Annotated in this window: 22 protein-coding genes; 15 read left to right on the forward strand and 7 right to left on the reverse strand. The window is 39.6% G+C overall.

What is annotated here, in order from left to right; translation table 11 throughout:
- The first annotated feature begins 144 nt into the window (after positions 1 to 144).
- A complete protein-coding gene (locus HCG49_RS06570; protein ID WP_168468746.1) occupies positions 145 to 3,603 on the forward strand; it encodes a methylmalonyl-CoA mutase family protein in 3,459 nt (1,152 codons plus the stop codon).
- Between the two features lie 475 nt (positions 3,604 to 4,078).
- Here the strand turns inward: HCG49_RS06570 and HCG49_RS06575 are convergent, their stop codons facing one another.
- A complete protein-coding gene (locus HCG49_RS06575; protein WP_168468747.1) occupies positions 4,079 to 4,471 on the reverse strand; it encodes a hypothetical protein in 393 nt (130 codons plus the stop codon).
- A 116-nt stretch (positions 4,472 to 4,587) separates the two neighbouring features.
- On the opposite strand from HCG49_RS06575, the gene HCG49_RS06580 reads away from it, so the two are divergent.
- Both HCG49_RS06580 and HCG49_RS06585 read left to right on the forward strand, forming a co-directional pair.
- Positions 4,588 to 5,046 carry an Lrp/AsnC family transcriptional regulator gene (locus HCG49_RS06580; RefSeq protein WP_168468748.1) on the forward strand — a complete coding sequence of 153 codons (459 nt, stop codon included), beginning with the start codon at positions 4,588 to 4,590 and terminating at the stop codon, positions 5,044 to 5,046.
- Between the two features lie 248 nt (positions 5,047 to 5,294).
- Positions 5,295 to 6,710 carry an alpha/beta hydrolase gene (locus tag HCG49_RS06585; RefSeq protein ID WP_168468749.1) on the forward strand — a complete coding sequence of 472 codons (1,416 nt, stop codon included), beginning with the start codon at positions 5,295 to 5,297 and terminating at the stop codon, positions 6,708 to 6,710.
- 82 nt (positions 6,711 to 6,792) lie between these two features.
- Here the strand turns inward: HCG49_RS06585 and HCG49_RS06590 are convergent, their stop codons facing one another.
- Positions 6,793 to 7,989 carry an MDR family MFS transporter gene (locus tag HCG49_RS06590; RefSeq protein ID WP_168468750.1) on the reverse strand — a complete coding sequence of 399 codons (1,197 nt, stop codon included), beginning with the start codon at positions 7,987 to 7,989 and terminating at the stop codon, positions 6,793 to 6,795.
- A 121-nt stretch (positions 7,990 to 8,110) separates the two neighbouring features.
- On the opposite strand from HCG49_RS06590, the gene HCG49_RS06595 reads away from it, so the two are divergent.
- Complete coding sequence (locus tag HCG49_RS06595) at positions 8,111 to 8,755, forward strand: DUF1684 domain-containing protein (RefSeq protein ID WP_168468751.1); 645 nt, start codon at positions 8,111 to 8,113, stop codon at positions 8,753 to 8,755.
- A gap of 48 nt (positions 8,756 to 8,803) precedes the next feature.
- On the opposite strand, the gene HCG49_RS06600 is transcribed toward HCG49_RS06595, so the two are convergent.
- From HCG49_RS06600 to HCG49_RS06610, 3 genes are all read right to left on the reverse strand, one after another.
- On the reverse strand, positions 8,804 to 9,826 hold the full coding sequence (locus HCG49_RS06600; RefSeq protein ID WP_168468752.1) for an outer membrane beta-barrel protein: 1,023 nt from the start codon (positions 9,824 to 9,826) through the stop codon (positions 8,804 to 8,806).
- A gap of 122 nt (positions 9,827 to 9,948) precedes the next feature.
- Complete coding sequence (locus tag HCG49_RS06605; protein ID WP_168468753.1) at positions 9,949 to 11,199, reverse strand: ammonium transporter; 1,251 nt, start codon at positions 11,197 to 11,199, stop codon at positions 9,949 to 9,951.
- Positions 11,200 to 11,232: 33 nt separating this feature from the next.
- Positions 11,233 to 11,571, reverse strand: a complete 339-nt coding sequence (locus HCG49_RS06610; protein ID WP_168468754.1) for a P-II family nitrogen regulator — start codon at positions 11,569 to 11,571, stop codon at positions 11,233 to 11,235.
- A gap of 1,163 nt (positions 11,572 to 12,734) precedes the next feature.
- Between HCG49_RS06610 and HCG49_RS06615 the strand changes: the two genes are divergently transcribed.
- On the forward strand, positions 12,735 to 13,121 hold the full coding sequence (locus HCG49_RS06615; protein ID WP_168468755.1) for a nucleoside triphosphate pyrophosphohydrolase family protein: 387 nt from the start codon (positions 12,735 to 12,737) through the stop codon (positions 13,119 to 13,121).
- A 213-nt stretch (positions 13,122 to 13,334) separates the two neighbouring features.
- On the opposite strand, the gene HCG49_RS06620 is transcribed toward HCG49_RS06615, so the two are convergent.
- Positions 13,335 to 14,399: a branched-chain amino acid aminotransferase gene (locus HCG49_RS06620; protein WP_205764354.1), complete on the reverse strand. Its 1,065-nt coding sequence runs from the start codon at positions 14,397 to 14,399 to the stop codon at positions 13,335 to 13,337.
- Between the two features lie 105 nt (positions 14,400 to 14,504).
- On the opposite strand from HCG49_RS06620, the gene HCG49_RS06625 reads away from it, so the two are divergent.
- From HCG49_RS06625 to HCG49_RS06670, 10 genes are all read left to right on the forward strand, one after another.
- Positions 14,505 to 15,008 (forward strand): DUF4920 domain-containing protein, encoded by a 504-nt coding sequence (locus HCG49_RS06625; protein WP_168468756.1) that lies wholly within the window; start codon positions 14,505 to 14,507, stop codon positions 15,006 to 15,008.
- 1 nt (position 15,009) lies between these two features.
- A complete protein-coding gene (mnmD, locus tag HCG49_RS06630) occupies positions 15,010 to 15,675 on the forward strand; it encodes a tRNA (5-methylaminomethyl-2-thiouridine)(34)-methyltransferase MnmD (RefSeq protein ID WP_168468757.1) in 666 nt (221 codons plus the stop codon).
- Between the two features lie 113 nt (positions 15,676 to 15,788).
- Entirely contained in the window at positions 15,789 to 16,751 is a 963-nt protein-coding gene (locus HCG49_RS06635) for a TIGR01777 family oxidoreductase (RefSeq protein ID WP_168468758.1), read from the forward strand.
- A gap of 137 nt (positions 16,752 to 16,888) precedes the next feature.
- The gene (locus HCG49_RS06640) at positions 16,889 to 17,461 is read left to right on the forward strand and encodes a nucleotide exchange factor GrpE (RefSeq protein WP_168468759.1); all 573 of its coding nucleotides are present in this window, start codon (positions 16,889 to 16,891) and stop codon (positions 17,459 to 17,461) included.
- Positions 17,462 to 17,470: 9 nt separating this feature from the next.
- A complete protein-coding gene (gene dnaJ, locus HCG49_RS06645) occupies positions 17,471 to 18,598 on the forward strand; it encodes a molecular chaperone DnaJ (RefSeq protein WP_168468760.1) in 1,128 nt (375 codons plus the stop codon).
- A gap of 307 nt (positions 18,599 to 18,905) precedes the next feature.
- Positions 18,906 to 19,841 carry an ABC transporter ATP-binding protein gene (locus tag HCG49_RS06650; RefSeq protein WP_168468761.1) on the forward strand — a complete coding sequence of 312 codons (936 nt, stop codon included), beginning with the start codon at positions 18,906 to 18,908 and terminating at the stop codon, positions 19,839 to 19,841.
- Positions 19,834 to 21,171: an ABC transporter permease gene (locus HCG49_RS06655; protein ID WP_168468762.1), complete on the forward strand. Its 1,338-nt coding sequence runs from the start codon at positions 19,834 to 19,836 to the stop codon at positions 21,169 to 21,171. The genes HCG49_RS06650 and HCG49_RS06655 overlap by 8 nt, the downstream gene beginning before the upstream one ends.
- A gap of 1 nt (position 21,172) precedes the next feature.
- A complete protein-coding gene (locus tag HCG49_RS06660) occupies positions 21,173 to 22,069 on the forward strand; it encodes a mechanosensitive ion channel family protein (protein ID WP_168468763.1) in 897 nt (298 codons plus the stop codon).
- Positions 22,059 to 22,937, forward strand: a complete 879-nt coding sequence (locus HCG49_RS06665) for a DUF6268 family outer membrane beta-barrel protein (protein WP_168468764.1) — start codon at positions 22,059 to 22,061, stop codon at positions 22,935 to 22,937. The genes HCG49_RS06660 and HCG49_RS06665 overlap by 11 nt, the downstream gene beginning before the upstream one ends.
- Positions 22,938 to 22,948: 11 nt before the next feature.
- On the forward strand, positions 22,949 to 24,112 hold the full coding sequence (locus HCG49_RS06670; protein ID WP_168468765.1) for a sigma-54-dependent transcriptional regulator: 1,164 nt from the start codon (positions 22,949 to 22,951) through the stop codon (positions 24,110 to 24,112).
- A gap of 54 nt (positions 24,113 to 24,166) precedes the next feature.
- Here HCG49_RS06670 and HCG49_RS06675 read toward each other — a convergent pair whose 3' ends face one another.
- Positions 24,167 to 24,859 carry a hypothetical protein gene (locus HCG49_RS06675; RefSeq protein WP_168468766.1) on the reverse strand — a complete coding sequence of 231 codons (693 nt, stop codon included), beginning with the start codon at positions 24,857 to 24,859 and terminating at the stop codon, positions 24,167 to 24,169.
- Between the last annotated feature and the right edge of the window lie 56 nt (positions 24,860 to 24,915).

Below are 24,915 nucleotides of genomic sequence, written 5' to 3' on the forward strand. Positions count from 1 at the left end.
GGGAATGCTATTTATAATTGTAAATTTAGGATTTTAGGAAGGAAGTCCCCTAGAAAAGGTATGCTTTTATAGTATTCTAAAATTAAGCGGTAGTTTTTTGTGTATTCATTAAATTGCATACCAATATTTATCCTATTATTGAATATGAAACAAATATCTCCTTACTTGCCAAAGAACAAAGTGCGTATCGTTACGGCCGCCTCGCTTTTCGACGGGCACGATGCTGCAATTAATATTATGCGCCGTATCATACAAGCAACAGGTGTCGAAGTAATTCATCTTGGGCACGATCGCAGTGTGCATGAAGTGGTTAATTGCGCAATTCAGGAAGATGTGAATGCTATTGCTATTACTTCATACCAAGGTGGGCATAATGAATATTTTAAATATATGCGCGACTTGTTGGTCGAGAGAGGGGCAGGGCATATTAAAATATTTGGCGGTGGGGGAGGCGTTATTCTTCCACAAGAAATAAAAGAGTTGATGGCGTATGGTATCACCCGAATTTATGCCCCTGATGATGGCAGAACCTTGGGCTTGCAAGGAATGATCAACGATTTGGTTAGCCAAAGCGATTTTGCTATGCCAGACTTGAGGGCAGAAGAGGTCAATAGCTTGGGACAGTTGCTTAAAAATAAAAACGAGCATATTATAGCGCGTCTAATAACCCTGGCAGAAAATAATACCGAGAAATTTTTACCGTATCGTTCGGCTTTGAGTTCTTCTGATAAAATAATTCCGGTTTTGGGAATAACAGGTACAGGGGGAGCAGGCAAGTCTAGTTTGGTCGATGAGTTGATACGTCGTTTTTTAGTAGATTTTCCACAAAAGACCATTGGGGTACTTTCGGTAGACCCTTCAAAAAGAAAAACAGGCGGTGCCTTGTTGGGCGATCGTATCCGTATGAATGCCATCGATAATAGCCGGGTGTATATGCGATCCCTCGCAACACGTCAGGCCAATGTAGCCCTGTCCAAAAACATCGGTGAAGCCCTGCAGGTGTTAAAAGCTGCCGAGTTTGATATCATTATTTTAGAAACCTCTGGAATAGGGCAGTCCGATACCGAGATAGTAGCACATTGCGATGTGTCCCTATACGTGATGACACCAGAGTTTGGGGCCGCTACCCAATTGGAAAAAATTGATATGTTAGATTTTGCTGACCTAGTAGCTATCAATAAATTCGATAAACGCGGTGCCTTGGATGCCGTGAGGGATGTGAAAAAACAATATGTCCGCAACCATGGACTTTGGGAGGCAAAACAAGACGAATTGCCTATTTTTGGCACCATTGCTTCGCAATTTAACGATCCGGGAATGAACCGACTCTATAAGGAGGTCATGGATAAGGTGGTCCAAAAAACAAAGGCTGTCTTACATTCCCAATATAAGGTGGGTATGCAGTCGGAGGAAAATATTTTTGTCATCCCCCCATCCCGTACACGCTACCTTTCTGAAATAGCAGAAAGTATCCGTGTGTATGATGCGAAGGTAAATGACCAGTCCGAAGTAGCCCAGCGCCTATATGGAATCTTTAAAGCCATAGAAGCCGTAGCAGGAATAGATACTAAGGATAATTTTGAATCGACCTTTTTATCTTCTGAATTTCAAAAGGAGACCCTTCTGCAAAAGGTAGAGAAGGAAAACGCTAAAGGGCTGCTGTCCCAATTGTTGGAAGAATTTGAAAGCCTTAAATTTACCTTGGATCCCCAATATTGGAGACTTCTTCAAAATTGGCAGGATAAGGTGCAACGGTATAAATTGCCCGAGTATAGTTTTAAGGTGCGAGGCAAGGAAATAAAAATTGCCACAAGTACAAAATCCTTATCACAATCGGACATCCCAAAAATATCCCTGCCCAAATACTCGGCCTGGGGCGATCTGTTACGGTGGAGTCTACAGGAAAATGTGCCGGGAGAATTTCCGTATACCGCCGGCCTCTATCCTTTTAAAAGGACAGAAGAGGACCCTGCCAGAATGTTTGCTGGGGAAGGCGGTCCAGAACGTACCAATAGGCGCTTTCATTACGTGAGCCATGGAAATCCGGCAAAAAGACTGTCTACCGCCTTTGATTCTGTAACCCTATATGGTAATGATCCTGACGAACGCCCAGATATTTATGGGAAAATAGGGAATGCAGGCGTGTCGGTATGCTGTTTAGATGACGCTAAGAAGCTCTATTCCGGGTTCGACCTAAGCAACGCTATGACCTCGGTAAGTATGACCATTAATGGTCCGGCACCCATGTTGTTAGGTTTTTTTATGAACGCTGCCATCGATCAGAACTGTGAAAAATATATTCATGAACACGGGCTTCAAAAAGAAATTGAAGCAAAAATAAAAACACTTTACAAAGGGAAAGAAGACAAAAGACCTTCCTATATGGGCGAACTTCCCGAGGGAAATAATGGATTAGGCTTGCTGTTGTTGGGGGTTACCGGAGATCAGGTGTTGCCCAAAGAGGTGTATGAATCCATTAAAAAGAAAACCTTAAAGCAAGTCAGAGGTACCGTGCAGGCCGATATTTTGAAAGAAGACCAAGCGCAAAATACCTGTATTTTTTCTACAGAATTTGCTCTGCGGCTTATGGGCGATGTACAGGAATATTTTATAGCAAACGACGTCCGCAATTTTTACTCCGTATCTATCTCTGGCTATCATATCGCCGAGGCCGGGGCCAACCCCATTACCCAATTGGCGTTTACTTTGGCCAACGGATTTACCTATGTAGAATACTATCTGAGCAGGGGAATGGATATTAATAAGTTTGGTCCCAATCTCTCGTTTTTCTTCTCAAACGGGATCGACCCGGAGTATGCCGTTATCGGAAGGGTTGCCAGAAAAATATGGGCCAAGGCTATGCAGCAGAAATACGGTGCCGACCCTAGGGCGCAAATGCTAAAATATCACATCCAAACCTCCGGGAGAAGCTTGCATGCCCAAGAAATAGATTTTAACGATATCAGGACCACTTTGCAGGCCTTGTATGCCATTTATGATAACTGTAATTCCTTGCATACCAATGCCTATGATGAGGCAATTACGACCCCTACCGAAGAATCGGTTAGGAGGGCCATGGCAATTCAGTTGATTATCAACAAGGAGCTGGGGCTGGCTAAAAATGAGAACCCTATTCAAGGTGCCTTTATTATCGAAGAATTGACCGATTTGGTAGAAGCGGCCGTGTTGTTAGAATTTGATCGTATTACAGAAAGGGGCGGGGTACTAGGGGCTATGGAGACCATGTACCAGCGTTCTAAAATTCAAGAAGAAAGCTTGTATTACGAAACCCTAAAACACAATGGCGAATTTCCGATCATTGGAGTCAATACTTTTTTGAGTTCCAAAGGCTCCCCTACCATTTTGCCGGTAGAAGTTATTCGGGCCACAGAAGCGGAAAAACAGGCGCAAATACAAACCTTGGAAAATTTAAAGGAAAGAAATAAGCTTCGGGCCCAGAAAGAATTGAAAGAACTTCAGGAGGCTGCGGTTAGCTCCCATAATATTTTTGAAAAATTAATGGAAGTCAGTAAAGTCTGTTCCCTAGGAGAAATAACCAAAGCCCTATTTACGGTAGGCGGCCAGTACAGAAGGAATATGTAGGTTAAACTCCAAATTTCCTTGGCTATCAGTGTTTTTTCTTGGGCGTTCCCTCCTTGAGTCGGTCGGGCTCTTGGCTGTATCCCTTGCTCCGCTGCGGGGATGCCGCCGCGCTCCCTAACGCGGGATTTCAAGGAATAGTACACAATTAGCAATGATCACTAGCGAACGAAAAATACAGTGATTTTTATTTAGCGAAAGGTGCAGATGGAACGTTGGCCTTGGCTGCTAGAGGTTTGTTAAAAAATAACAAATCCAGTGAAAAGAAAAACAAGGAACCATCAATACATCTAGAGAGTTGAAGGTTAGTCGTCGGATTGGGAAGTACAGCAATTGTTTAAATGTATCAACGTGAATATGTGGAGATGGTTTTATCTACTGATTCGAAAATGAAGCGATTTATATAAAGTGCTCCATATAGGACGCTTCAAACGTCATACTCTTAGAAGCTGTTGCTGGGTTAGTATAAAAGTGGAGCTTATCGACGAATAGATCGTCGCCATACTTTAAATAGTCTGCGGAAGCTTTTTATTTCGCTCCTTAAAAGGTTGAGGTATTCTTTTTCTTTTACCCCGTCCTTTTCTAAACCAGTACAATATGAATTAATATTTCTTATCATAATAGCTATAAAAGTCGCGCTTTTCATTCTTACCGCATAGGACTCTGATTGTTCCGCTGCAGCAATTTGTTGAGGTATTAAAATAGCGTCAGTCAATAAGGAGTCTGCAATGATATCCCTAAGACTGTTTGATTGGTAAAGTTTCAATAAATCCTTATTGTAAGATACATAGGATGCAATTTCCCTGCTCATTAGACAAAGGTCCAGAGATTTACGGTAAATAGGAATCGAACTTAGGTTTTTATATGGCATTTTTAAACAACAACTTTTTGTTATTTAAAATTACGATGAATCTAACAATCTTGTATTTGTTTTCGTTAGTAAAATTGTATATTAGATTTAGATAACAAAGTAATAAAGGTAAAAATATGTTGAATACAAAGATTGATGCCCTCAATTGGAAAATCCTAAATTTTCTACAGCAAAATGCTCGAGAATCCTTTGCGAATATTGCCAGAAAAGTTGGGTTGACGGCCCCGGCGGTAGCAGAGCGGGTCAAAAAAATGGAAGATATCGGAGTTATTACCGGATATAAGGCCGTATTGTCGCATTCCCATACCGGATTTCAATTAAAAGCCATCATTACGCTACGAGCTTTTATGGGGAAATTAAAGCCTTTTTTGGAGGCAGTAAATTCCTATGAGGAGGTGGTAAACTGTTATCGGATTACCGGAAACGAAAATATCATCATGATGGTAGTGTTGAAAGATCAGTTTCATTTGGAGAAATTTATCGATAAACTGATTCAGTATGGGGAGACACGTACCCATATCATTCTTTCAGATGTAGTTTCTAATGCCCCGATAAGGAAAAAGGAAAGCGTGTAAAAGAAATAAGGACATGTTGTTTGTTTCTAATTGGACTTATAGTCCGTAGGACAATATTCATGGAGCATTTATGTTTAGTGTGTGGAAACATGTTGGTTTAAAATGGCTGTGGGTAGCGTAGTATCCCAGAAATGAAATAGCTAACCTAGAACCCTGTACTAATTAATTATGGTTAATTCTTTAAATTAGTCTGTTAGAATTATTACATTTAATAGTAATTTGGCCAGATTTTTGTTGATAATTTCGCTATGAAAAAAATATTAATTTTCCTGTTTTTAAGTGCGGCTTTTGTCGGTGTAGCACAAGAATTGACCTTGAAAAAAGGTGGTGTTGTAAATACCGTTCCTGTTGGAACAACGGGTTCAGAAAGTTTTTCCTTATACCTACCAACCTCTTTTGAGGGAGGTAAAACGTGGCCAATAGTTTATATATTTGATTTGAACGGAAAGGGAGGGCAGGCAATTCATATGTATAGAGAAGTCGCAGAAAATCAGGGGGTAATTTTAGCAGCCTCCAATAACTTAAGCGATTCTTTGTCTACCTCCGAGAATATAGCCATTACGGGTCGGATGTTAAATACGGTGATCAAAATATTGCCGATCCAAAAATATAGATCCTACGCTTTCGGATTTGATAACGGGGCCAGGTTGGCAAGTGTGTTGCCTATTTTTGTACAAGAAATTAAGGGGGTTATTTCAGCTGGGGCGGCCTATCCAAATCTTGAACTCCTAGATAGTAAAATTCCATTTCATTTTATTGGTATTGTAGGTACTGAAGATTATTCTTACTCGGAAATGATGGCAGGGCGTAAAATGTTCGATAAATATAAATACTCCAATAACCTATTGGTGTTTAGCGGAGGACATCAATGGCCTAGTGTAGATAACCTCAATACAAGCTTGGATATATTAAGGCTTTCGGGAATGGAAAAAGGAGTTATAGAAAGATCCTCGACCTTTATTAATGATTCTTATGAAAGAAATATTCAAAAGGTACAAGCTTTAATAGCGTCCAATAAATTAACACAGGCCGAAAATTTAATGGGAGAGCTCTTGGATGTCTATCGAAACCTGAGAGAGGTAGATCAATTAAAAGATCAACACCGCTCTTTAAGGAAGGATAAACGCTATAAGACAATGAAGCGAAATGAGAAAAATGCCTTTTTAACCGAGTCATTTATAAAAGAAGACTATGTGTATTATCTAGAAGAGGACATTGTCACCTATAATTACAATAATTTGGGATGGTGGAATTACCAAATGGGAGAGCTTGCGAAGTACCAAAAGAGTAAAATTCTTGCGGAACAAGAAATGGGGAAACGGTTGCTAAACTATCTTAATCTACTTATCGAAGTAAATATACAAACACAGGAAGAAACAAAACCAATAGATCAAGAAGCCTTAAGTTTATTGTGGATGTTAAAAACCATTACGGATCCCGATAACTACGAGTATTACCTTCGGATTATTTCTAATTCAGCCAAAATAGAAGACTATGGGACGTCATTATTTTACTTGGAAGAATTGCTCAAAAAAGGATATACGGATAAGGAGGCTTTGTATGCCTTGGAAAATACGGCGCTGCTACGAATTACACCTGAGTTTAATGAAATTGTAGCCAAGTATTTAAAAGAGGCTCGCTACGACAATATTCAGGAGGAATAGGGTGTTCATCTAGGGCAAGGACTCTCGGTCTTTATTTTATATAGAATGCCAATGGTTTTTTTCTGCAGGGATGATAATTGAATTAGCGTTTGACCAACTTTCTTAGTATTAATAGCAAAACAACGCCAAGGGTGCAAATAAAGGCGGTCCCGTACCAAGTAAACTCATAGCCGTTGCTGGCAATAGAGCGCATACCCAAGTTATGGGCAAATACATGGGATAAGGAAAAAGCCATACTATAAAGAGCCATATACTCCCCTTGATTACCGCGTTTTGCCCGTTCCATGGCATAGGCGTTCGAAAAAGGAAAGGCGATCATTTCTCCCCAAGTCATTAAGATCATTCCAAAAACCAACACTCCGGTAAATGGGGGTAGATTAAAGAATATAAAACTGATGGCTACCAATAGCAGGCCTATGATCATTTTAGAACTTTGGGACCACGGTCTCCCTTCTAGGTATTTTATTAAGGGCATTTCGAGAGCAAAAATCATGAAGCCATTCATGCCTAAAAGTAGCCCAATCTGGAATTCGCTTAAACCGTGAACGTTGTTGTAGTATACTGGTACCGTGGAAAAATATTGCACAAAAGCAAAGCCAAAAAATACCATGGCCAGGATAAAAAGTAAATATTGCAGATCGGTATAGGCCGATTTTGGCATATCGTTTTTGACGTTGTCCAGAGCTTTCGATTTTTTAGGGTTTAACACCAATAACAATAGAAGGGCAGCTAAAATACAACTGAATCCATCTATCCAAAATAAACCGCTATAGCTCATGGTGGTGATAATGATACCGCCAATAGCTGGGCCTGCAGAGAACCCTAAATTTATAGCAAGGCGGATAAGGGTAACCGATCTGGTCTTGTTCTCCGGTTTGCTGTAGGCAAACAAAGCAACAAATACAGCAGGCCTAAAAGCATCGGCTATTATCATCAGTATAAAAATGCCGGCACATACGCTCCAAAAACTAGTAAGAAATTGTATTCCTATAAATAATACGCCTGTTAGAAACAGGCTGCCCAGCATCACCTTGTAATAGCCTATTTTATCGGTAAGCTTCCCACCGGTCCAATTGCCAATAAGAGATCCCAGGCCAAAAGAGGTCATAATGCTGCCCACCTGGGTAAGGCTAAGGCCTAGATTATCGGATAGGTAGAGCGATAAAAAAGGGATTACCATGGTCCCCGCTCTATTAATGAGGGTTATTAAGGCTAGCCACCACACTTCCTGTGAGAGTCCCTGAAAAGAGTGAATGTAGTTTTGATAGATTTTTTTCATAGGAAATAGCACTGCAATAAGATAGGTGCTCGTAATTAAAAAAGAGTGGCAATTTTTATAGAAAGAGGGTAAAATTAGGTAAAAAAATGCTATGTTGTGGGCAAGAATAAAAAACTAAACTATGTGGCGTTTGATTTTGTTGTTATTGCTAATAACAGTGGGTTGTAAAGAGAAAAGGTATCATGATTCAGCGGTAGAAAATACGGTAGTATTACAGGCCGAATCCTTGCAGGATGTACTGCAGTTTCAAAAGAATTTGAATGAGGAGTTTAAGAACCCTAAAAGCTCGCCCTTGCCAGATAGAATCCGGAAAAATTTTGAAAGTCTCGATTTTTTTGAGCCCGATACTTTATATAGGGTAACTGCTACCTTTACAAGGACGCCCGAAGCTTTACCGTTTTTAATGCCTACCAGTACTGGCCTAAAATCTGAAGAAGTGGTGTATGGTACGCTAACGTTTATGTTGGAAGGTCAAAAACATCAATTAGAGGTGTATCAAAATCAGGAATTAAAAGAACAAGAGGGATTTGAAGATTATTTGTTCCTTCCTTTTTCAGACATCACCAATGGGGAGGAAACCTATACTGGTGGCAGGTATCTAGATATGAGGATCCCAAAAACAGATACGGTGGTAATCGATTTTAATAAAGCTTATAATCCGTACTGTGCTTATAATTCAAAATATTCATGTCCTTTGGTGCCAAGGCAAAATAGGCTGAATGTTGCAATTTTGGCGGGTGTTAAGGCTTTTAAAAAAGATAAATAGAAAAATACCCGACACATTGCCGGGCATTCAACCAAAAATCAACAGGTATTAAAAAGCGTATATCGCCGCAATGAGAAAGGAAGATAGGTTTTTTGAGCTTGTTGCATCCCGATCCAAAAATGCGTCGTCAGAGGCGCTATCCAATCTTATTTCAGGCTTAATGGTCAGGTTTTCAATGTTGTAGCTTGCGGTGAGTGTTAGGGCAAAAACGCTAGCGTCTTCAACATCGGTACCTATGGCGCCATAAGCACCGTTTTCTACAAAATATTCTCCCCGTAATCCCATGGTCAGGTTTTCCGTAGTGGCCAATTGCGGGTAAAGGGCAGCACCATAAAAACCAATGCCGTCATTATCTTGATAGGCCGCATTAATTCCGAGATAAAAATCTTCCGTGACCGTTATACCGCCAGTATAATCTATTTCAAACCCTAGGCTAGCTTTGTTGTCATAATAAAAATTCAAATATTGTCCGGAATATCCTAGTTGTGCTCCAAAGGAATAAGCTCCGGTCATATTATTGTTTACATCCGTAACGTTCATAAAAGCAAGCATCAGGCTGAGTTCCTCGGTTAAAGAAAAATCGGCTTTTAAGCCCAGATGGGAAAAAGGACCATAAGAGAATAAATAGGAGGTACTATAATTAAAGTTGGCTGTTGGAGAAATGACTTCATATCCTAAAAAGGTATTAAATCGGCCGGCAGTAAGTTTTATATCGTCGGTTACATTCCAATAGGCATACAACTGGTTGATTTGATACCCCCCGGAGGCCTCATCGCCCTTAGGGCCAAAAACCAAATCGGCTACCGCGCCGGTTTTTTCGGTTGTATAAGCAACTATGGCATTGGCCATCCCCAAGGCAAAGCCGGTTTCGTTGGCAAAAGAGGTGCCCGGAGATTGTAGGATTTTGTCCGAGGCACTAAGGTTGGTTTTGTAATAGGCATCTATGCTTCCGCTAAAACTTATTTTCTTGTCCTTGGTTTCGTTTTCTTGGGAAAAGGAGGTAAAAGTGGAGAAAATAGCTATGGAAAACAGAAATATTTTCACGAAATTTGTATCTGTAATCATTTTCATAATTCAAGAGTTTAGGACCTCATTTGAGGGAGTGAATGATTAAAATTGAGTTTCAACAGTGAAAAAGGTTATTAACGGAGCGTTCTGCAAAACGCTCCGTTTCCTTTTTATTTAGTAATGATTTAGTATTGGTTGAGTCTAAAATCGGCATAGGCATCCATTCCGTGTTCGTGGATGTCCAATCCTTCAACTTCTTCTTCTTTAGTGACTCTTATGCCCGATAGTTTTTTAATGGATATTAGGATAATAAAGGCGCTAATAGAGCAAAACAGTCCGATAATCGCTACCCCTGACAATTGATAAATGAATTGGCTTAATCCTGCCTTGGTCCCCAAAAGACCTACGGCCAAGGTTCCCCAGATTCCGCAAATAAGATGTACGGCAACGGCTCCTACAGGATCATCGAGTTTCAGTTTATCTAAAAGGGCTACGCCGTATACGATAATTATTCCTGCTAAAAACCCTATCGCGATGGCTTCTGTCGGTCCCATCAGGTCGGCTCCTGCCGTAATCCCAACGAGTCCTCCTAGAATACCGTTGAGCATCATGGTAAGGTCGTAGTTTTTGTGTTTTAGGGTAGAGAATATAAAGGCTCCTGCCCCTCCTGCGGCTGCGGCCAAGCAGGTGGTCACCAAAACGATAGAGGTAGCTGCCGGATCTGCCGATAGTACCGAGCCTCCGTTGAAGCCAAACCATCCCATCCAAAGAATAAGAACACCTGCGGTGGCTAAGGGAAGGTTATGTCCTGGAATAGCATTGGCTTTTCCATCCTTGCCAAATTTACCAATACGGGGCCCTAATAGGTAAATTGCGATCAAAGCAGCCCAACCTCCTACGGAATGTACTAGGGTAGAGCCTGCGAAATCATGGAATCCGCCATTCTCGCCACCAAGAGTCGATAAGAAGCCGCCTCCCCATTGCCAAGACCCTACAATAGGGTAAACAAGGCCTACGTAAAAAAGGGTAAAAATCATGAATCCGCCTAGTTTAATCCGTTCGGCTACGGCCCCAGAAACAATCGTAGCGGCCGTTGCGGCAAACATGGCTTGAAAAAGAAAATCGGTCCAATAAGTATAGCCTTCATTATAGGCGAGGTCTAAACTGCCATCGGCAAGTATTGGTGCCTCCAAGCCTAGCCCGGCAAAACCCAAATAACCATTGAAAGCGCCAGGATACATAAGGTTAAAACCTCCTAAATAATATAGAAGTACTCCAAGGCATATTATAAATATATTTTTAAAAAGGATGTTTATAGTGTTTTTTTGACGGGTAAGTCCAATTTCTAAAAGTGAAAATCCTAGGTGCATGAAAAATACAAGTGCTGTGCATATCATCATCCAAACGTTGTTCGCGGTAAATAATCCTGTGTCCATATCGTACAGTTGTTTATTGATTAATAAAAAAGGTTAGTTGATTCCAGCGTGTCCGCTTTCTTTCGTTCTTATCCGGTAGGCTTCTTCAATGTCCGACACAAAAATCTTCCCATCGCCCACGTTTCCGGAATAAGCAGTTTCTAAAATGGTGTCTATTGTTTTTTCTAGGAAATCGTCTGATACTACAATAGATAAATATCTTCGCTGTATGTCCGAGGTGCTGTATGAAATACCACGATAAACATGTCCTTGTTTTTCATTTCCAACGCCTGTTACGTCCCAATAACTAAAAAAGTTAACTTCAATTTGATGTAGTGCATCCTTGACTTCGTCAAATTTGGACTTTCTGATAATTGCTTCTATTTTTTTCATAATTGAGAATTGTTTTTTGTAAATATATGATAAAATGAAGTTTACCCCCTCATAAAATAGGGGTGTGGTATTAAAAAATACACATAATGCAATTTATACCCTGTTAAATTATGGGTATGAACGATATTAATATTTATAAATAATAATTTTAATATATGTTTAACGTTCTGTTTGAGTGTATTTCTTAGCTTTTTGTATAAAAACAAGAGAAGATATGAGAGCTATATTTTATAAGTCACTGATATAGATGAGTGTGCTGTGGAGACTGCTATGGAATTTTGGATATAGTTACAGGTGTGTTTTGAAAATGCTCTCTGGTTTGTATGATCAGCGCTATAGGCGGCCGGTCTGGTTTAAGGTAAAAGAAAGTGTTGGCAGAAGTCTTCAATACTGATAGGAAAGCATAAAGGAGGTGTTTTTTAATTCACACAAATGTTTTTTTGGCGGTTCCCGTAGTTTTAATCCGAACTTATTTTGCGTTAGGGACCGCGGCGGCATCCCCGTAGCGGAGCAAGGGATATAGCCAAGGGCCTGACCGACGAAGGAGGGAACGCCCAAATTAAAATGCTAAAAAGGATAAAGAAGTGTTATTTAATGCACTCAAGTAGGGAAATCTACTTAGGAAAAGGGGAGCTTGTGGTTAAAGTTGTATAGGAAAAATGAAGGAGGAGTAAGGCGTTTTAGTTGGTAAAAGACCGGTGCCGATGTTGCGGTATGGCTAGCTGAGGTGCCGTCTTATTTTGAATTGGAATTATAACTGATTAAAAATAGAAGGGTATTAATACTTATTAAAGCCGATAATATAATTAAAAAAGTCACCATGAAAGTTTGCTTATTAGTGTAAAATGCAAACTTACGATTTTATTCCTTAAAACTGTACGAAAAATCCTAAAAAACTGTATAAAGGCAATTTTGTACTTCCTATTTGTGGACTTATTGTTTTAGGAAAAACTTAATTATAAAAAGAATGATGATAAAAGAAACGAAGGTTAAGGCTATCCATTTGATGCCTTTATAGTTCTTTAAATGAAGACTTTTGTCCTTGTTGTAAGCAAAAAAGGTGATGATGACGAAGGCTATAAAAAAAAGGCCGGCGAAAATTAATTGACCTGTACTGAACATATTTCTATTTTTACGCAAAGCTAACTTAAATATAAGTAATAATGAAAAGTAAACTAGAGGCGGTAGCATTATTTCACAAGTCTTTTGGCTTGGGAGTGTCCAATGAGATGAAGGCTAATTTGGGGAAGGAAAAAAACATCCTACGGTATAATTTAATGGACGAAGAAAATAGGGAATACTTAGAGGCTGCCGAAAACAACGATCTAGTAGAGGTGGCAGATGCCCTTGGCGATATGCTCTATATTTTGTGCGGGACCATTTTAGAGCATGGAATGCAGCATAAAATAGAGGAGGTTTTTGAAGAGATACAGAGGAGTAATATGAGTAAGCTAGGTAAGGATGGGAAGGCTATTTATAGGGAAGATGGAAAGGTGTTAAAGGGACCAGATTATTTTAAGCCCAAAATCTCTGAAATCTTGGACAGATAAGGTTAGCCTGTGGGGAGTTAGAAATTGCTGGCTAGTACGGCAGCGATCTTATAGGTATTGTGGGTTGTAGTGTTGCAACTACTTAGAGCCCGTATTGTATTAAAACAGTCGTTTTTTTGGAAGAAAGGCATAAAAAAAGCAATCTGTTGTTTAGGCAGATTGCTTTTAAAGATTTTTTGTCTTCGGAAAATTTTTCACGAAGGTATTAGTGGATTACAATTTATATCTCCATCCAAATTTATCCTCTACTTTGTTGTATTGAATGTCAGTAATGCGTTTTTTCAGTAAGGCTGCATAGCTGTTTTCCAATTCTGGTAAATCGTAGTCTTGGTTTCTGTATCCAAAACCTGAAATCGGAGAAATAACGGCTGCGGTTCCGGCGCCGAACATTTCTTTTAAACTTCCGTTTTTGGAAGCTTCTATAACTTCGCTAACGGTAATTTTTCTAACTTCTACAGCGATGTTTTCGTCCTTGGCGATTTCTATGATACTCTTTCTAGTGATACCGTCCAGTATTCTATCGCTAGTAGGGCTAGTAATAAGGGTGTCGTTAATACGAATAAAAATATTCATGGCTCCCGCCTCTTCTATATATTCATGCGTGTTATCATCTGTCCAAATCACTTGGTTATAGCCTTTTTCTACCGCTAATTGAGTAGGGTAAAATTGTCCGGCATAATTTCCTCCGGCCTTGGCAAATCCAACACCGCCATTGGCAGATCTAGAATAGGTCTCTTCTATCAATACCTTTACCTTACCTGCAAAATAAGAGCCAGAAGGGGCACAGGCAATGATTAATTTATACTCATCGGCAGGAGAGGCGTGAAAACCTTTCCCGGTAGCAAATATAAATGGTCTAATATATAAGGAGCTTCCTTCCGAAGTGGGAATCCATTGCTCGTCTACTTTTAAAAGCGCTTTAAGCCCTTCCATAAAGTAATCTTCTGGGATTTCTGGAATAGCAAGTCGCTTCGAGGAAATGTTAATACGTTTGTGATTGTCCAATGGTCTGAACAGCCAAACTTTTTTCTCACTATCCTTATAGGCTTTCATACCTTCAAAGACAGACTGGCCGTAATGAAATATTTTGGCAGAAGGATCTAGGGATATTGGCTGATAAGGGATGACCTTAGGAGTTTCCCAAGCACCATTTTTATAATCGCAGACCATCATATGGTCTGTTAAAACCTTTCCAAAAGCTAAATTGTTAAAATCTACCTGATCAATCTTAGACGTTTTAGCCTTCTCTATCTTTATAGCATTTGCAATAGTATCCATGAATTTATATTTAAAAGAATAAAATTAAGCAAATAACCTCATTAGGGCTTCTTTTTTTCTTTAAAATTGACCAGTTTTGTATGGAGGATTTAAATATTGACAAATATGAAGTTTTTTAACATATTGATTGTGTTTTTGTGCTTGTTTGTATCTTGTAAGGATCAGAAAAATAAGATCGAAAAGGTTGGTACGGCTTTCGAGCAGGGGAAGTACGATGTTTTTGGCACGAAAATAAATGCTGTAAATGCCTTATCGCCCTCCATAATGTTTCAAAAATATCGAGAATTGGAAGTTTTGGATACTTTAGCGCTTCAGTTTACCGCTAGGGTTGTGGATGTGTGCCAGGCAAAAGGATGTTGGATGACCCTTGCATTGGACCAAGGTGAAGAGGCTATGGTGAAATTTAAAGACTACGGTTTTTTTATGCCTAAGGATATTACCGGGAAGGAAGTAGTGGTCAATGGAAAGGCTTTTATAGAAGAGATGAGTGTTGATGATCAACGGCATTTTGCAAAGGATGCCGGTAAATCGAATGCCGAAATTGCTACAATCACCGAGGTGAAAAAAACCTACGGGTTTGAAGCGGATGGGGTATTGCTAATAAAATAATGTGAAAAGAAAAATTATTACCACAGGGGATGGGTCTAAAACCATTCAGATAGAAGATTGGAACGAGCAGTACCATTCTGTACACGGTGCCGTACAAGAGGCATATCATGTGTTTATTAAAAATGGGCTGTCCTTATATCAAAATAGGGAGCTGGCCATCTTGGAAATAGGCTTCGGAACCGGGCTGAACGCTTTTATAACCCTTCTCGAGGGCCAAAAGCAAGGTTTGGAAATAATGTACCAGGGGGTAGAGGCGTATCCGGTATCGCCAGAGGAGGTGACGGAATTAAACTATGTGGCGCAATTAAAGGCTCAAGATTTTGAAAATGAATTGTTGTTGATGCACAACTCCCCTTGGGAAGAGGCTTGTGATATCACCGATAATTTTACCTTATTAAAACAACAAAAGGATTTTAAAGATATAGGCGATTCCAATGCCTTCGATCTGATATATTTTGATGCTTTTGGTGCCCGTGTTCAGCCAGAACTTTGGACAGAGGAGATTTTTACAAAAATGTTCCAAGCGTTAAAACCAGAGGGTGTTCTAGTGACCTATGCGGCCAAAGGCAGTGTCAGAAGAGCTATGCAGGCGGTTGGTTTTATAGTAGAGCGTTTGCCTGGGCCTCCAGGGAAAAGAGAAATGTTAAGGGGACAAAAAAAACAATAAAGGTGCCTTCTTAATTATTAAGGTAACTGTTTATTGTTAAACCTACATTAAAGTCCGTATCAACGACCATTAATTTCTATACCTTTATTTAGAAGGAACTCGAATGTATAATTATGAAAATTTTAATAGCGGGCGCAACGGGATTGGTGGGGAGCGAAATTGTAGCCTTATGTCAAGAAAGGAATATTCCAGTGAGTTACTTAACCACTTCAAAACAAAAAATAGTTTCCCGTGAAAATTACCAAGGGTATTATTGGAACCCTAATAAGGGTGAAATAGACCTAGAGTGTTTTAATGGGGTTACCTCCATCATAAACTTGGCGGGTGCCAATATTGCCAAACGCTGGACTCCCCTTCAGAAAAAGCGTATCCTTAACAGTAGAATAAATGCCTTAAGGACCTTGGCAAATGGATTCCAAAAATTAGAAAGCCATACTATAGAAGGGTTCGTTTCTGCTTCTGCGATCGGGATTTATCCAGACTCTATTGCTCACTATTACGAGGAGGACGAAACCGAGGTCGATGATAGTTTTTTAGGCAAAGTAGTCTTTGCTTGGGAGAAGGAAGTAGATCGGTTTAAGCAGTTTAATATCAATGTAGCTAAATTAAGAATAGGCTTGGTGATGTCAGGTAAAGGCGGAGTTTTGACAGAAATGGCGAAACCTATCAAATATTATGTAGGGGCACCTATGGGTTCTGGGGAGCAGTGGCAGTCTTGGATTCATATTCATGATTTGGCACGTATGTTTCTTCATGTGTTAGAAGAAAATATAACTGGGGTTTATAATGCAGTGGCCCCGAATCCGGTGACCAACGTAAAGCTGACAAGGGAAATAGCCAAAGTCTTGGAGAAGCCGTTGGTGTTACCCAACATCCCGAAGCTGTTTATGCGTATAGCGCTGGGAGAAATGGCTTATTTGTTGTTTGTCAGTCAAAGGGTTAGTAGTAAAAAAATAGAAGAATCGGGTTTTGTCTTCGATTATCAAAATATATGTAGTGCCTTGGAGGGTATTTATAAGGAGAAAACCAAGCAGTATAAGGGAGATGCTTGTAGTGATCGGGAATATGCCCCTTAAGACTTTGTCCGTCATATTTATAACAAAACATCCGCCATTGGCGGATGTTTTGTTATAAAGTTTATGACATTATGACATTTTTGAATAATTGGCAGTACTTTTGCCATTCCAAAACAGAGTATATAAATGAATTTTAAATGAGCAACGAGAATAAATCAGAAGCGATGGAAGATGAGGTTTTGAACAATGTTGAAAATCAAGAGCTTAATCAGGAGGATCAATCTGTGGAGGAAGAAACCGTAGAAACCGAACCAGCGTTGAGTGTAGAGGAACAATTACAAGAAGACCTGAACAAGGAGAAGGACAAATTTCTACGTCTTTTTGCTGAGTTCGAAAACTATAAAAAGCGTACTTCCAAAGAAAGAATGGATTTGTTTAAAACGGCGGGACAAGAAGTTCTTGTTTCTTTATTGCCGGTACTAGATGATTTTGAAAGGGCTATGAAAGAACTTGCCAAATCTGACGACAAGGAAATGGTGAAGGGAGTAGGGCTAATCCAAAATAAATTAGTAGATACTTTAAAGGCCAAAGGTCTTCAAGATATTGTCGTTAAGCAAGGCGATGATTTTGATGCCGAGATTCACGATGCTATTACCCAGATTCCTGCACCGAACAAGAAATTGAAGGGGAAGGTAATCGATGTCATAGAGAAAGGATTTAAACTAGGAGATAAAATCATACGCCATCCAAAAGTGGTTGTTGGAAATTAAAAGTGTTTTATGAAGGAGGATTATTATGATATCTTAGGCATTGGTAAAAATGCCACAGCAGCAGAAATAAAAAAAGCATATCGTAAAAAAGCAATTGAGTTTCACCCAGATAAGAACCCTGGGGATTCTAAGGCAGAAGAAATGTTTAAAAAGGCCGCTGAAGCCTATGAAATATTGAGCGATGCCAATAAGAAGGCTCGTTACGATCAGTACGGTCATGCCGCATTTGAAAACGGCGGCGGATATGGCGGTGGTGGTTCTATGAACATGGACGATATCTTCAGTCAGTTTGGTGACATCTTTGGCGGTGCCTTTGGCGGTGGCGGTTTTGGTGGTTTTTCCGGATTTGGCGGAGGAGGCGGACAGCGTCGTGTAAAAGGTAGTAACCTACGGATTAGGGTGCGATTAACCTTGGACGAAATAGCCCTTGGGGTAGAAAAGAAGGTAAAGGTAAAACGAAAAATACAGGCAGAAGGCGTAACATATTCTACTTGTAATACCTGTGGCGGTAGCGGACAGGTAGCAAAAATTACCAATACTATACTAGGTAGAATGCAAACCGCAGCAACTTGTAGTAGTTGTGGGGGAAGTGGACAGACGATCGATAAAAAACCTAGTGATGCAGATGCCCATGGATTAAAAGTTTCCGAAGAAACCGTTAGTATTAAAATACCGGCCGGAGTCGAAGAAGGGATGCAGCTTAAAGTTCCTAACAAAGGAAACGATGCCCCAGGAAACGGAGTGCCAGGTGATTTGTTGGTCGCTATAGAAACCGAAGAACACCCTACCTTAAAACGTGAGGGTAATAACCTGCACTACGATCTGTATATTAGTTTTTCAGATGCCGTTTTAGGTACTTCTAAGGAAATTGATGCCATAGGCGGAAAAGTGAGAATTAAATTGGAAGCAGGAATCCAGTCGGGAAAAATACTTCGCTTAAGAAGCAAAGGTATTCCTGATCTTAACGGTTACGGCCAAGGAGATTTATTGGTTCATGTAAATGTTTGGACGCCAAAAGAGCTTAATAAGGAACAAAAAGATTTCTTTGAGCGCATGAAAGGCAATGATAATTTTGAGCCTAGACCAGAGAAGTCCGATAAATCTTTCTTCGAGAAAGTAAAGGATATGTTTTCTTAAGGTGCTAAATAGAAAACTAAAATAAAGAATATAGAAAAGAATTAATGTTGAATATCCAATATTGGTATTCTTTTCCACAACATTTTTTTTCCCATCCTTGATTCGTTAAGGGTGGGTTTTGTTTTTTATAGGGTTTTGAAAGTTGTGGGTAGTGCTTAATCTGTTCATCTAGAGTACTTTTAATTCTTTTGCTATAAGTGTCAGAATCTTATAAAAAGGGAAGTCATTGGTTCTTTTTGTGTTTAATAAATCTTAAAAACTAAAAACACTTAGAGCGCAATTCTATATCTTTGATAAAATTGCATTCATGGACAATATATTGGTCGCTAGAGAGGTTTCCAAACAGTTTGGGAAGCACATTGCTCTTAATAAAGTTTCTCTAGAAATCCCCAAAAACAGCATCTATGGCTTGTTGGGGCCCAATGGGGCAGGGAAAACTACCTTAATAAGAATTATTAATCAAATTACCTATCCGGATCAGGGGAGCGTCTTTTTTGATGGAAAACCCTTGGAGTCCAAGCATGTCGCTATGATAGGGTATCTGCCAGAAGAACGAGGGCTGTACAAAAGTATGAAGGTAGGGGAGCAAGCCCTGTATTTGGCACAATTGAAGGGGCTGTCCAAAACTGAGGCCAAAGCGCGCTTAAAGTATTGGTTTGATCGTTTGGATATAGGCGATTGGTGGCATAAAAAGGTGCAGGAACTCTCCAAAGGAATGGCCCAGAAAATCCAATTTATCGTAACGGTATTGCACCAGCCAAAACTCCTAATATTTGACGAGCCTTTTAGTGGTTTTGATCCTATCAATGCCAATATTATAAAGGATGAAATCCTTCAGCTCAGGGAAAATGGAACATCCATAATTTTTTCTACCCACAGAATGGAATCCGTAGAGGAATTGTGCGATTATATAGCCCTGATTCACCGATCTGAAAAAATATTGGACGGAAAACTGACCGATATCAAACAAGCGTACAAGAATAATATTTTTAAAGTAGGATTGGGCCTGAAAAATGTCAATGGACTCTTAGAGGATCTCCATGACAATTTCCAGATTCTACATTCGGAGTATATCGAAGATGGACAACAATTAAATTTTACGGTTCAACTGCCAAATAGTGATACCGGGGCGTTATTGGCGAAGCTTTCGGGCAAGGGCAACCTAAATAATTTTACGGAAACGATTCCTTCTACCAACGATATCTTTATTCAAACAATACAAAATAAAAATCTTTATGAGTAAACTGGCACTCATTATAAAGCGCGAATATTTAGCGAAAGTACGCAATAAGTCGTTTGTCATTATGACCTTCTTAAGTCCTATCCTAATGGTAGGAATGATTGTACTGATCGCCTATCTGACCAAAATTAATGATGACGATATAAAAACGATTGGGGTGCTTAATGAAAGCCCTTATTTTACGAACAAATTTAAAAGCAATGGTCCTATTTCCTACCTCGATTTTAGGGAAGTGAGTTTAGAGTCGGCCAAGGACTCTATTGTAAATATGGGTTTTTATGGCTTGTTGTATATTCCCGATGCCTCGGATATGGAAGAAGCTGCCAGCGCCTCTTATTTTTACACCCAAGATGCCCCTGGCTCTTCGATAATCGATGTCTTGGAAACTGTTTTTACAAAACAATTAAGGCTGCAAAGGCTACAGGATTTAGGGGTTTCCGTAGCAGATTTTGACCGGGTAGACCACAATTTCGATATCAAAACGGCCACCTTTGCCGGCCAACAAAACCTAAAGGGACTCAATGAAATAAAAGCCTTTATCGGTGGTGCCTTTGGCTACCTGATTATGATGTTCATTATCATATATGGCGGCTTTGTTATGCGTAGTGTCATTGAGGAAAAGACCAGTAGAATTATAGAAGTTATTATTTCCTCCGTAAAACCTTTTCAGTTAATGTTGGGAAAAATCATAGGTACTTCCTTGGCCGGAATTACACAATTTGCCATTTGGATCTTTTCGGCTACGATTTTATTGGGGGTTGTTATAGCGGTTTTCGATATAGATCCTTCGGCCCTAAATGCTGGTGCAGAAAACGCCCCGGGTTTTTCCGGTGCCGCTGCCTATGCTTCTACAGCAGACAGTACCATGCAATTGTACGCCAATGAATTATTTAAAATTCCGTGGGCAATGCTTATAGGTTTTTTTATGGTGTATTTTGTCTTGGGCTATTTTATTTATAGCTCTATCTATGCAGCCATTGGGGCGGCCGTGGATAATGAGACCGATACCCAACAGTTTATATTTCCTATTATTTTACCCCTGATGCTGGCTATTTATGTAGGTTTCTTTTCAGTGTTCAATAATCCACATGGTCCTATAGCGGTAGGGTTTTCATTATTTCCCCTGACCTCTCCAATAGTGATGTTAATGCGCTTGCCAGGTGGCATTGGAGAAGGAGGAGTTCCTCTTTGGCAGGTGATCACTTCTATTGGTTTGCTGATAGGGACTTTTATAGGAATAGTATGGTTGGCCGCTAAAATCTACAGGGTGGGGATTTTAATGTATGGAAAAAAACCAACCTATAAGGAACTTTTTAAATGGTTAAGATACTAGTATGGAAAAAATTCGTGACTTTTTTAAAATTATCAAGGATGTTTTAACCTACCCCATCGTCAATGGGGAAAAAGTTGATATTACGGCCGGTACTTTTTTAACGATCATCATTGCTGTTGTGGTCGTTACTTATTTATTGAAAATTGTTCATAAAGTAGTGACTTCCAAGTTGCCGGAAGAAGATAAAAATAAGTTTATCAGTATTTTTGGGTTTCTAAAATACCTTTCCTATATCATGGTTATTTTGGTGATCCTGCATTCATCTGGGGTTAACCTAACCGTTCTGCTTACTGCATCGGCAGCTCTTTTTGTAGGTTTGGGTTTTGCCCTTCAATACCTGTTTCAGGACATTATATCTGGTATATTGATTATTCTTGACCAATCTTTGCACGTAGGCGATATTATAGAAGTAGACGAAAAGGTAGGTAGGGTTTTTGAAATTCGCCTAAGAACTACCAGAGCTCTTACAAGAGACGATAGGGTCATTATTATTCCTAACCATAAATTCTTAACGGACAGTATTTATAATTATACTCAAAACAGTAAAATAACAAGGGAATCCGTGAAGGTAGGGGTGGCCTATGGCAGTGATATCGATTTAGTGACCAAATTATTGTTGGAAGTAGCCCAGGAACAAAAAGGTGTATTAAAAACCCCAAAATCCTTCGTGTTATTCGAGGATTTTGGAGATTCTTCGCTGTTGTTTTCTATAAATTTTTATACCTATGATAGTTTTGGAGAACCCAAAATTAAGAGTGCAATGCGCTATAATATGGATGCCAAATTTAGGACTCACAACATTAGTGTTCCCTTTCCTCAAAGAGATCTACATATTATTCAACAAGGTCCGTTTCAACATATTCCAGTAGGAAAAACAGCAAGTAATAATGAAAATTAATTTATATTGGCTTGGCTGGCTACTATTGTTTTTAGGAGCTTCAGTTAGGGGATTGGCACAAACGCCCGATGTGTTTAGGTCAGAATATATGTTGATGCCTAAAAATGATGCGGAGGCCAAACTATCTCGGCTAAAATTAGTATTCAATATGCCAATAAAAGTAGGGGGGAGTGACCTGGTTATTCTTGGAAGTGAATACAATATGATGAATTACGATTTACTTCGAGAAACTTCCTTTGACAATGAAAAGTTTGAAACCTTTCATGTAGTAGATTTCAACATGGCCTATGTGATGCAGCACAATGCGGACTGGCGCTTTGTTGGAGTAATAACCCCAAGGCTTTCCTCTACACTGAACAATAGGCTTGGGCAGGGAGATTTTTCTGTTAACGCAACCATAGGGGCCATTATGGATAGGCCGAATATAGAAAAGCCAACTAGGTTGGTACTAGGGGTTGCCTATAATTCTAGCGTTGCCGTAAGGATTCCGTTGCCAGTGGTTTATTACGAAAAAAGATTTCATCCCAATTGGGCATATGTCATCGGTGCTCCCAAAAGTGGTTTAAAGTATTATTTTAATGACAAACATATGTTGCAAACAGAATTTATTTTGGATGGATATTATGTGAATCTTCAAAATACGATCATCCTTCCAGAATCTGGTATAGCCTCGTCTATTTCTACCTCGGCCGCCTTGGCAGCTGTAGGGTATCAGTATACTATAGCTAAAAATATGTTCGTGTATGGCTATGTGGGGCATACTATGTTTCAGGATGGAGTATTGAGAGATTCAAATAGAAACGAAATTTTTACCTTAAACGATGCGCCAAGTTTGTATTTTAGGAGTGGTTTTAGAATAGGAATATAATAAAAAAATGTATGTCAAGAATATTGGTTATCGAGGATGAGGCTGCTATCCGCAGGGTGTTGGTTAAAATCCTTAGCGAGGAAAACGAAAGTTATCATGTAGAAGAGGCCGAAAACGGATTTATAGGCTTGGAAACCCTAAAGAAAGATGATTTTGATCTAGTGCTTTGCGATATAAAAATGCCCAAAATGGATGGGGTAGAGGTGTTGGAAGCAGCTCGAAAAATAAAACCGGAAATTCCATTTATTATGATTTCTGGGCATGGCGATTTGGAAACTGCTGTAAATACAATGCGTATGGGGGCTTTTGACTATATTTCCAAGCCGCCAGATTTGAACCGATTATTGACTACGGTACGCAATGCCTTGGATAAAAAGGAATTGGTAGTAGAAAATAAAATACTGAAGAAAAAGGTGGGTAAAAACTTTGAGATGATCGGAAACAGCAAGGAGATTTCGGCCATCAAGGAGATGATAGATAAGGTGGCGCCTACCGATGCCAGAGTGCTTATTACAGGCTCTAATGGAACCGGAAAAGAACTGGTAGCACACTGGATACATCAAAAAAGTGAACGTAATTCCTTTCCTTTTATAGAAGTGAACTGTGCTGCAATTCCGTCGGAATTGATAGAAAGCGAATTGTTCGGGCATGTAAAAGGTTCCTTTACCTCTGCGGTCAAGGATAGGGCCGGAAAATTTGAAGCCGCTCATAAGGGGACTATTTTTTTAGACGAAATAGGCGATATGAGTTTGTCTGCCCAGGCCAAGGTGCTGAGGGCGCTGCAGGAAAGTAAAATTTCACGGGTAGGTTCGGATAAGGATATAAAAGTAGATGTCAGAGTGGTGGCCGCTACCAATAAAGATTTGAAAACCGAAATAGAACAAGGTAGGTTTAGGGAAGATCTTTACCACAGATTGGCCGTTATTTTGATAAAAGTACCTGCCCTTAACAACAGAAGGGACGATATTCCGGTGTTGATCGAATATTTTTCCGAAAAAATAGCCTCAGAATTGGGGATACCACAAAAGATATTTTCCGATAAAGCTATTGTTCTACTAAAAGGCTATGACTGGACAGGAAATATTCGGGAACTTAGAAATGTGGTCGAACGCCTTATTATATTAGGTGGCAATGAAATTAGTGAAGAAGATGTAAAACTCTTTGCCAGTAAATAAAGTTACCATTTTATATAATGGCAAAAGAATATTGGCCACTCGGGGAAATTATAATTAATCCTTAGCACAATTCCGCAATTGCTCCAGGGCTTTTGCGGCAATTTTTTGGGTTTCTAGATTGTAGTATTTTTTACTTTCGGTAATATTGGGAAGCAACAACTGCTCTTCGCAAATTTTAAAGATATTTTCGGCAAAGGCACGGGCCTCTTTACAATCTACATTGATGACCACCCGCTCCATGGACTCCTTGAATCGCAGTAACGACAAGTCTATTTTTGCCTCGATTAATTTCCTGTTAGGCATTTTTTTTGCCTTATTTTCTTCCAAGGAAGTTATGGTATTCAGGGCAATAACGTCATTGCTAAATTGGCTGTCATGAGCATCGTGCTGACTTAAGGCTTCTACGCTAGCGTGTATATTATCCAAGGCCTTGTTCAATAAAATTCGGGCGCCTTCCAGACTACTGGTTTTTGTGGCGTTTTTAAGGTTATTAGCACTTTCTTTAACAAGATCGATAGCAAACTCACAACCACAGTCGGTTAATTGGGGATCTGATTTTGTGATACCATTTAAAGCCTTGTAAGCATAATATTTGGATAAATTAATGTCTTGTGCCTGAATAGCCTTTTCTGTTTGTGTCTGAATAAAACCAAGGTTGGAGCCAGCGTATTCACAGGCTTTTGTTGTCTTAAAAGCCGAAAACAGAACAGTAATGGTAGATATGATTATTATTACGGTTATTTTCATAGCGTAGGTGTTAAGCAGTGTTATTTTGGGGGATAACAAATTAAAGATAGGCTAGT

It is taken from the genome of Arenibacter sp. 6A1, assembly GCF_012272855.1.
Lineage (GTDB): Bacteria > Bacteroidota > Bacteroidia > Flavobacteriales > Flavobacteriaceae > Arenibacter.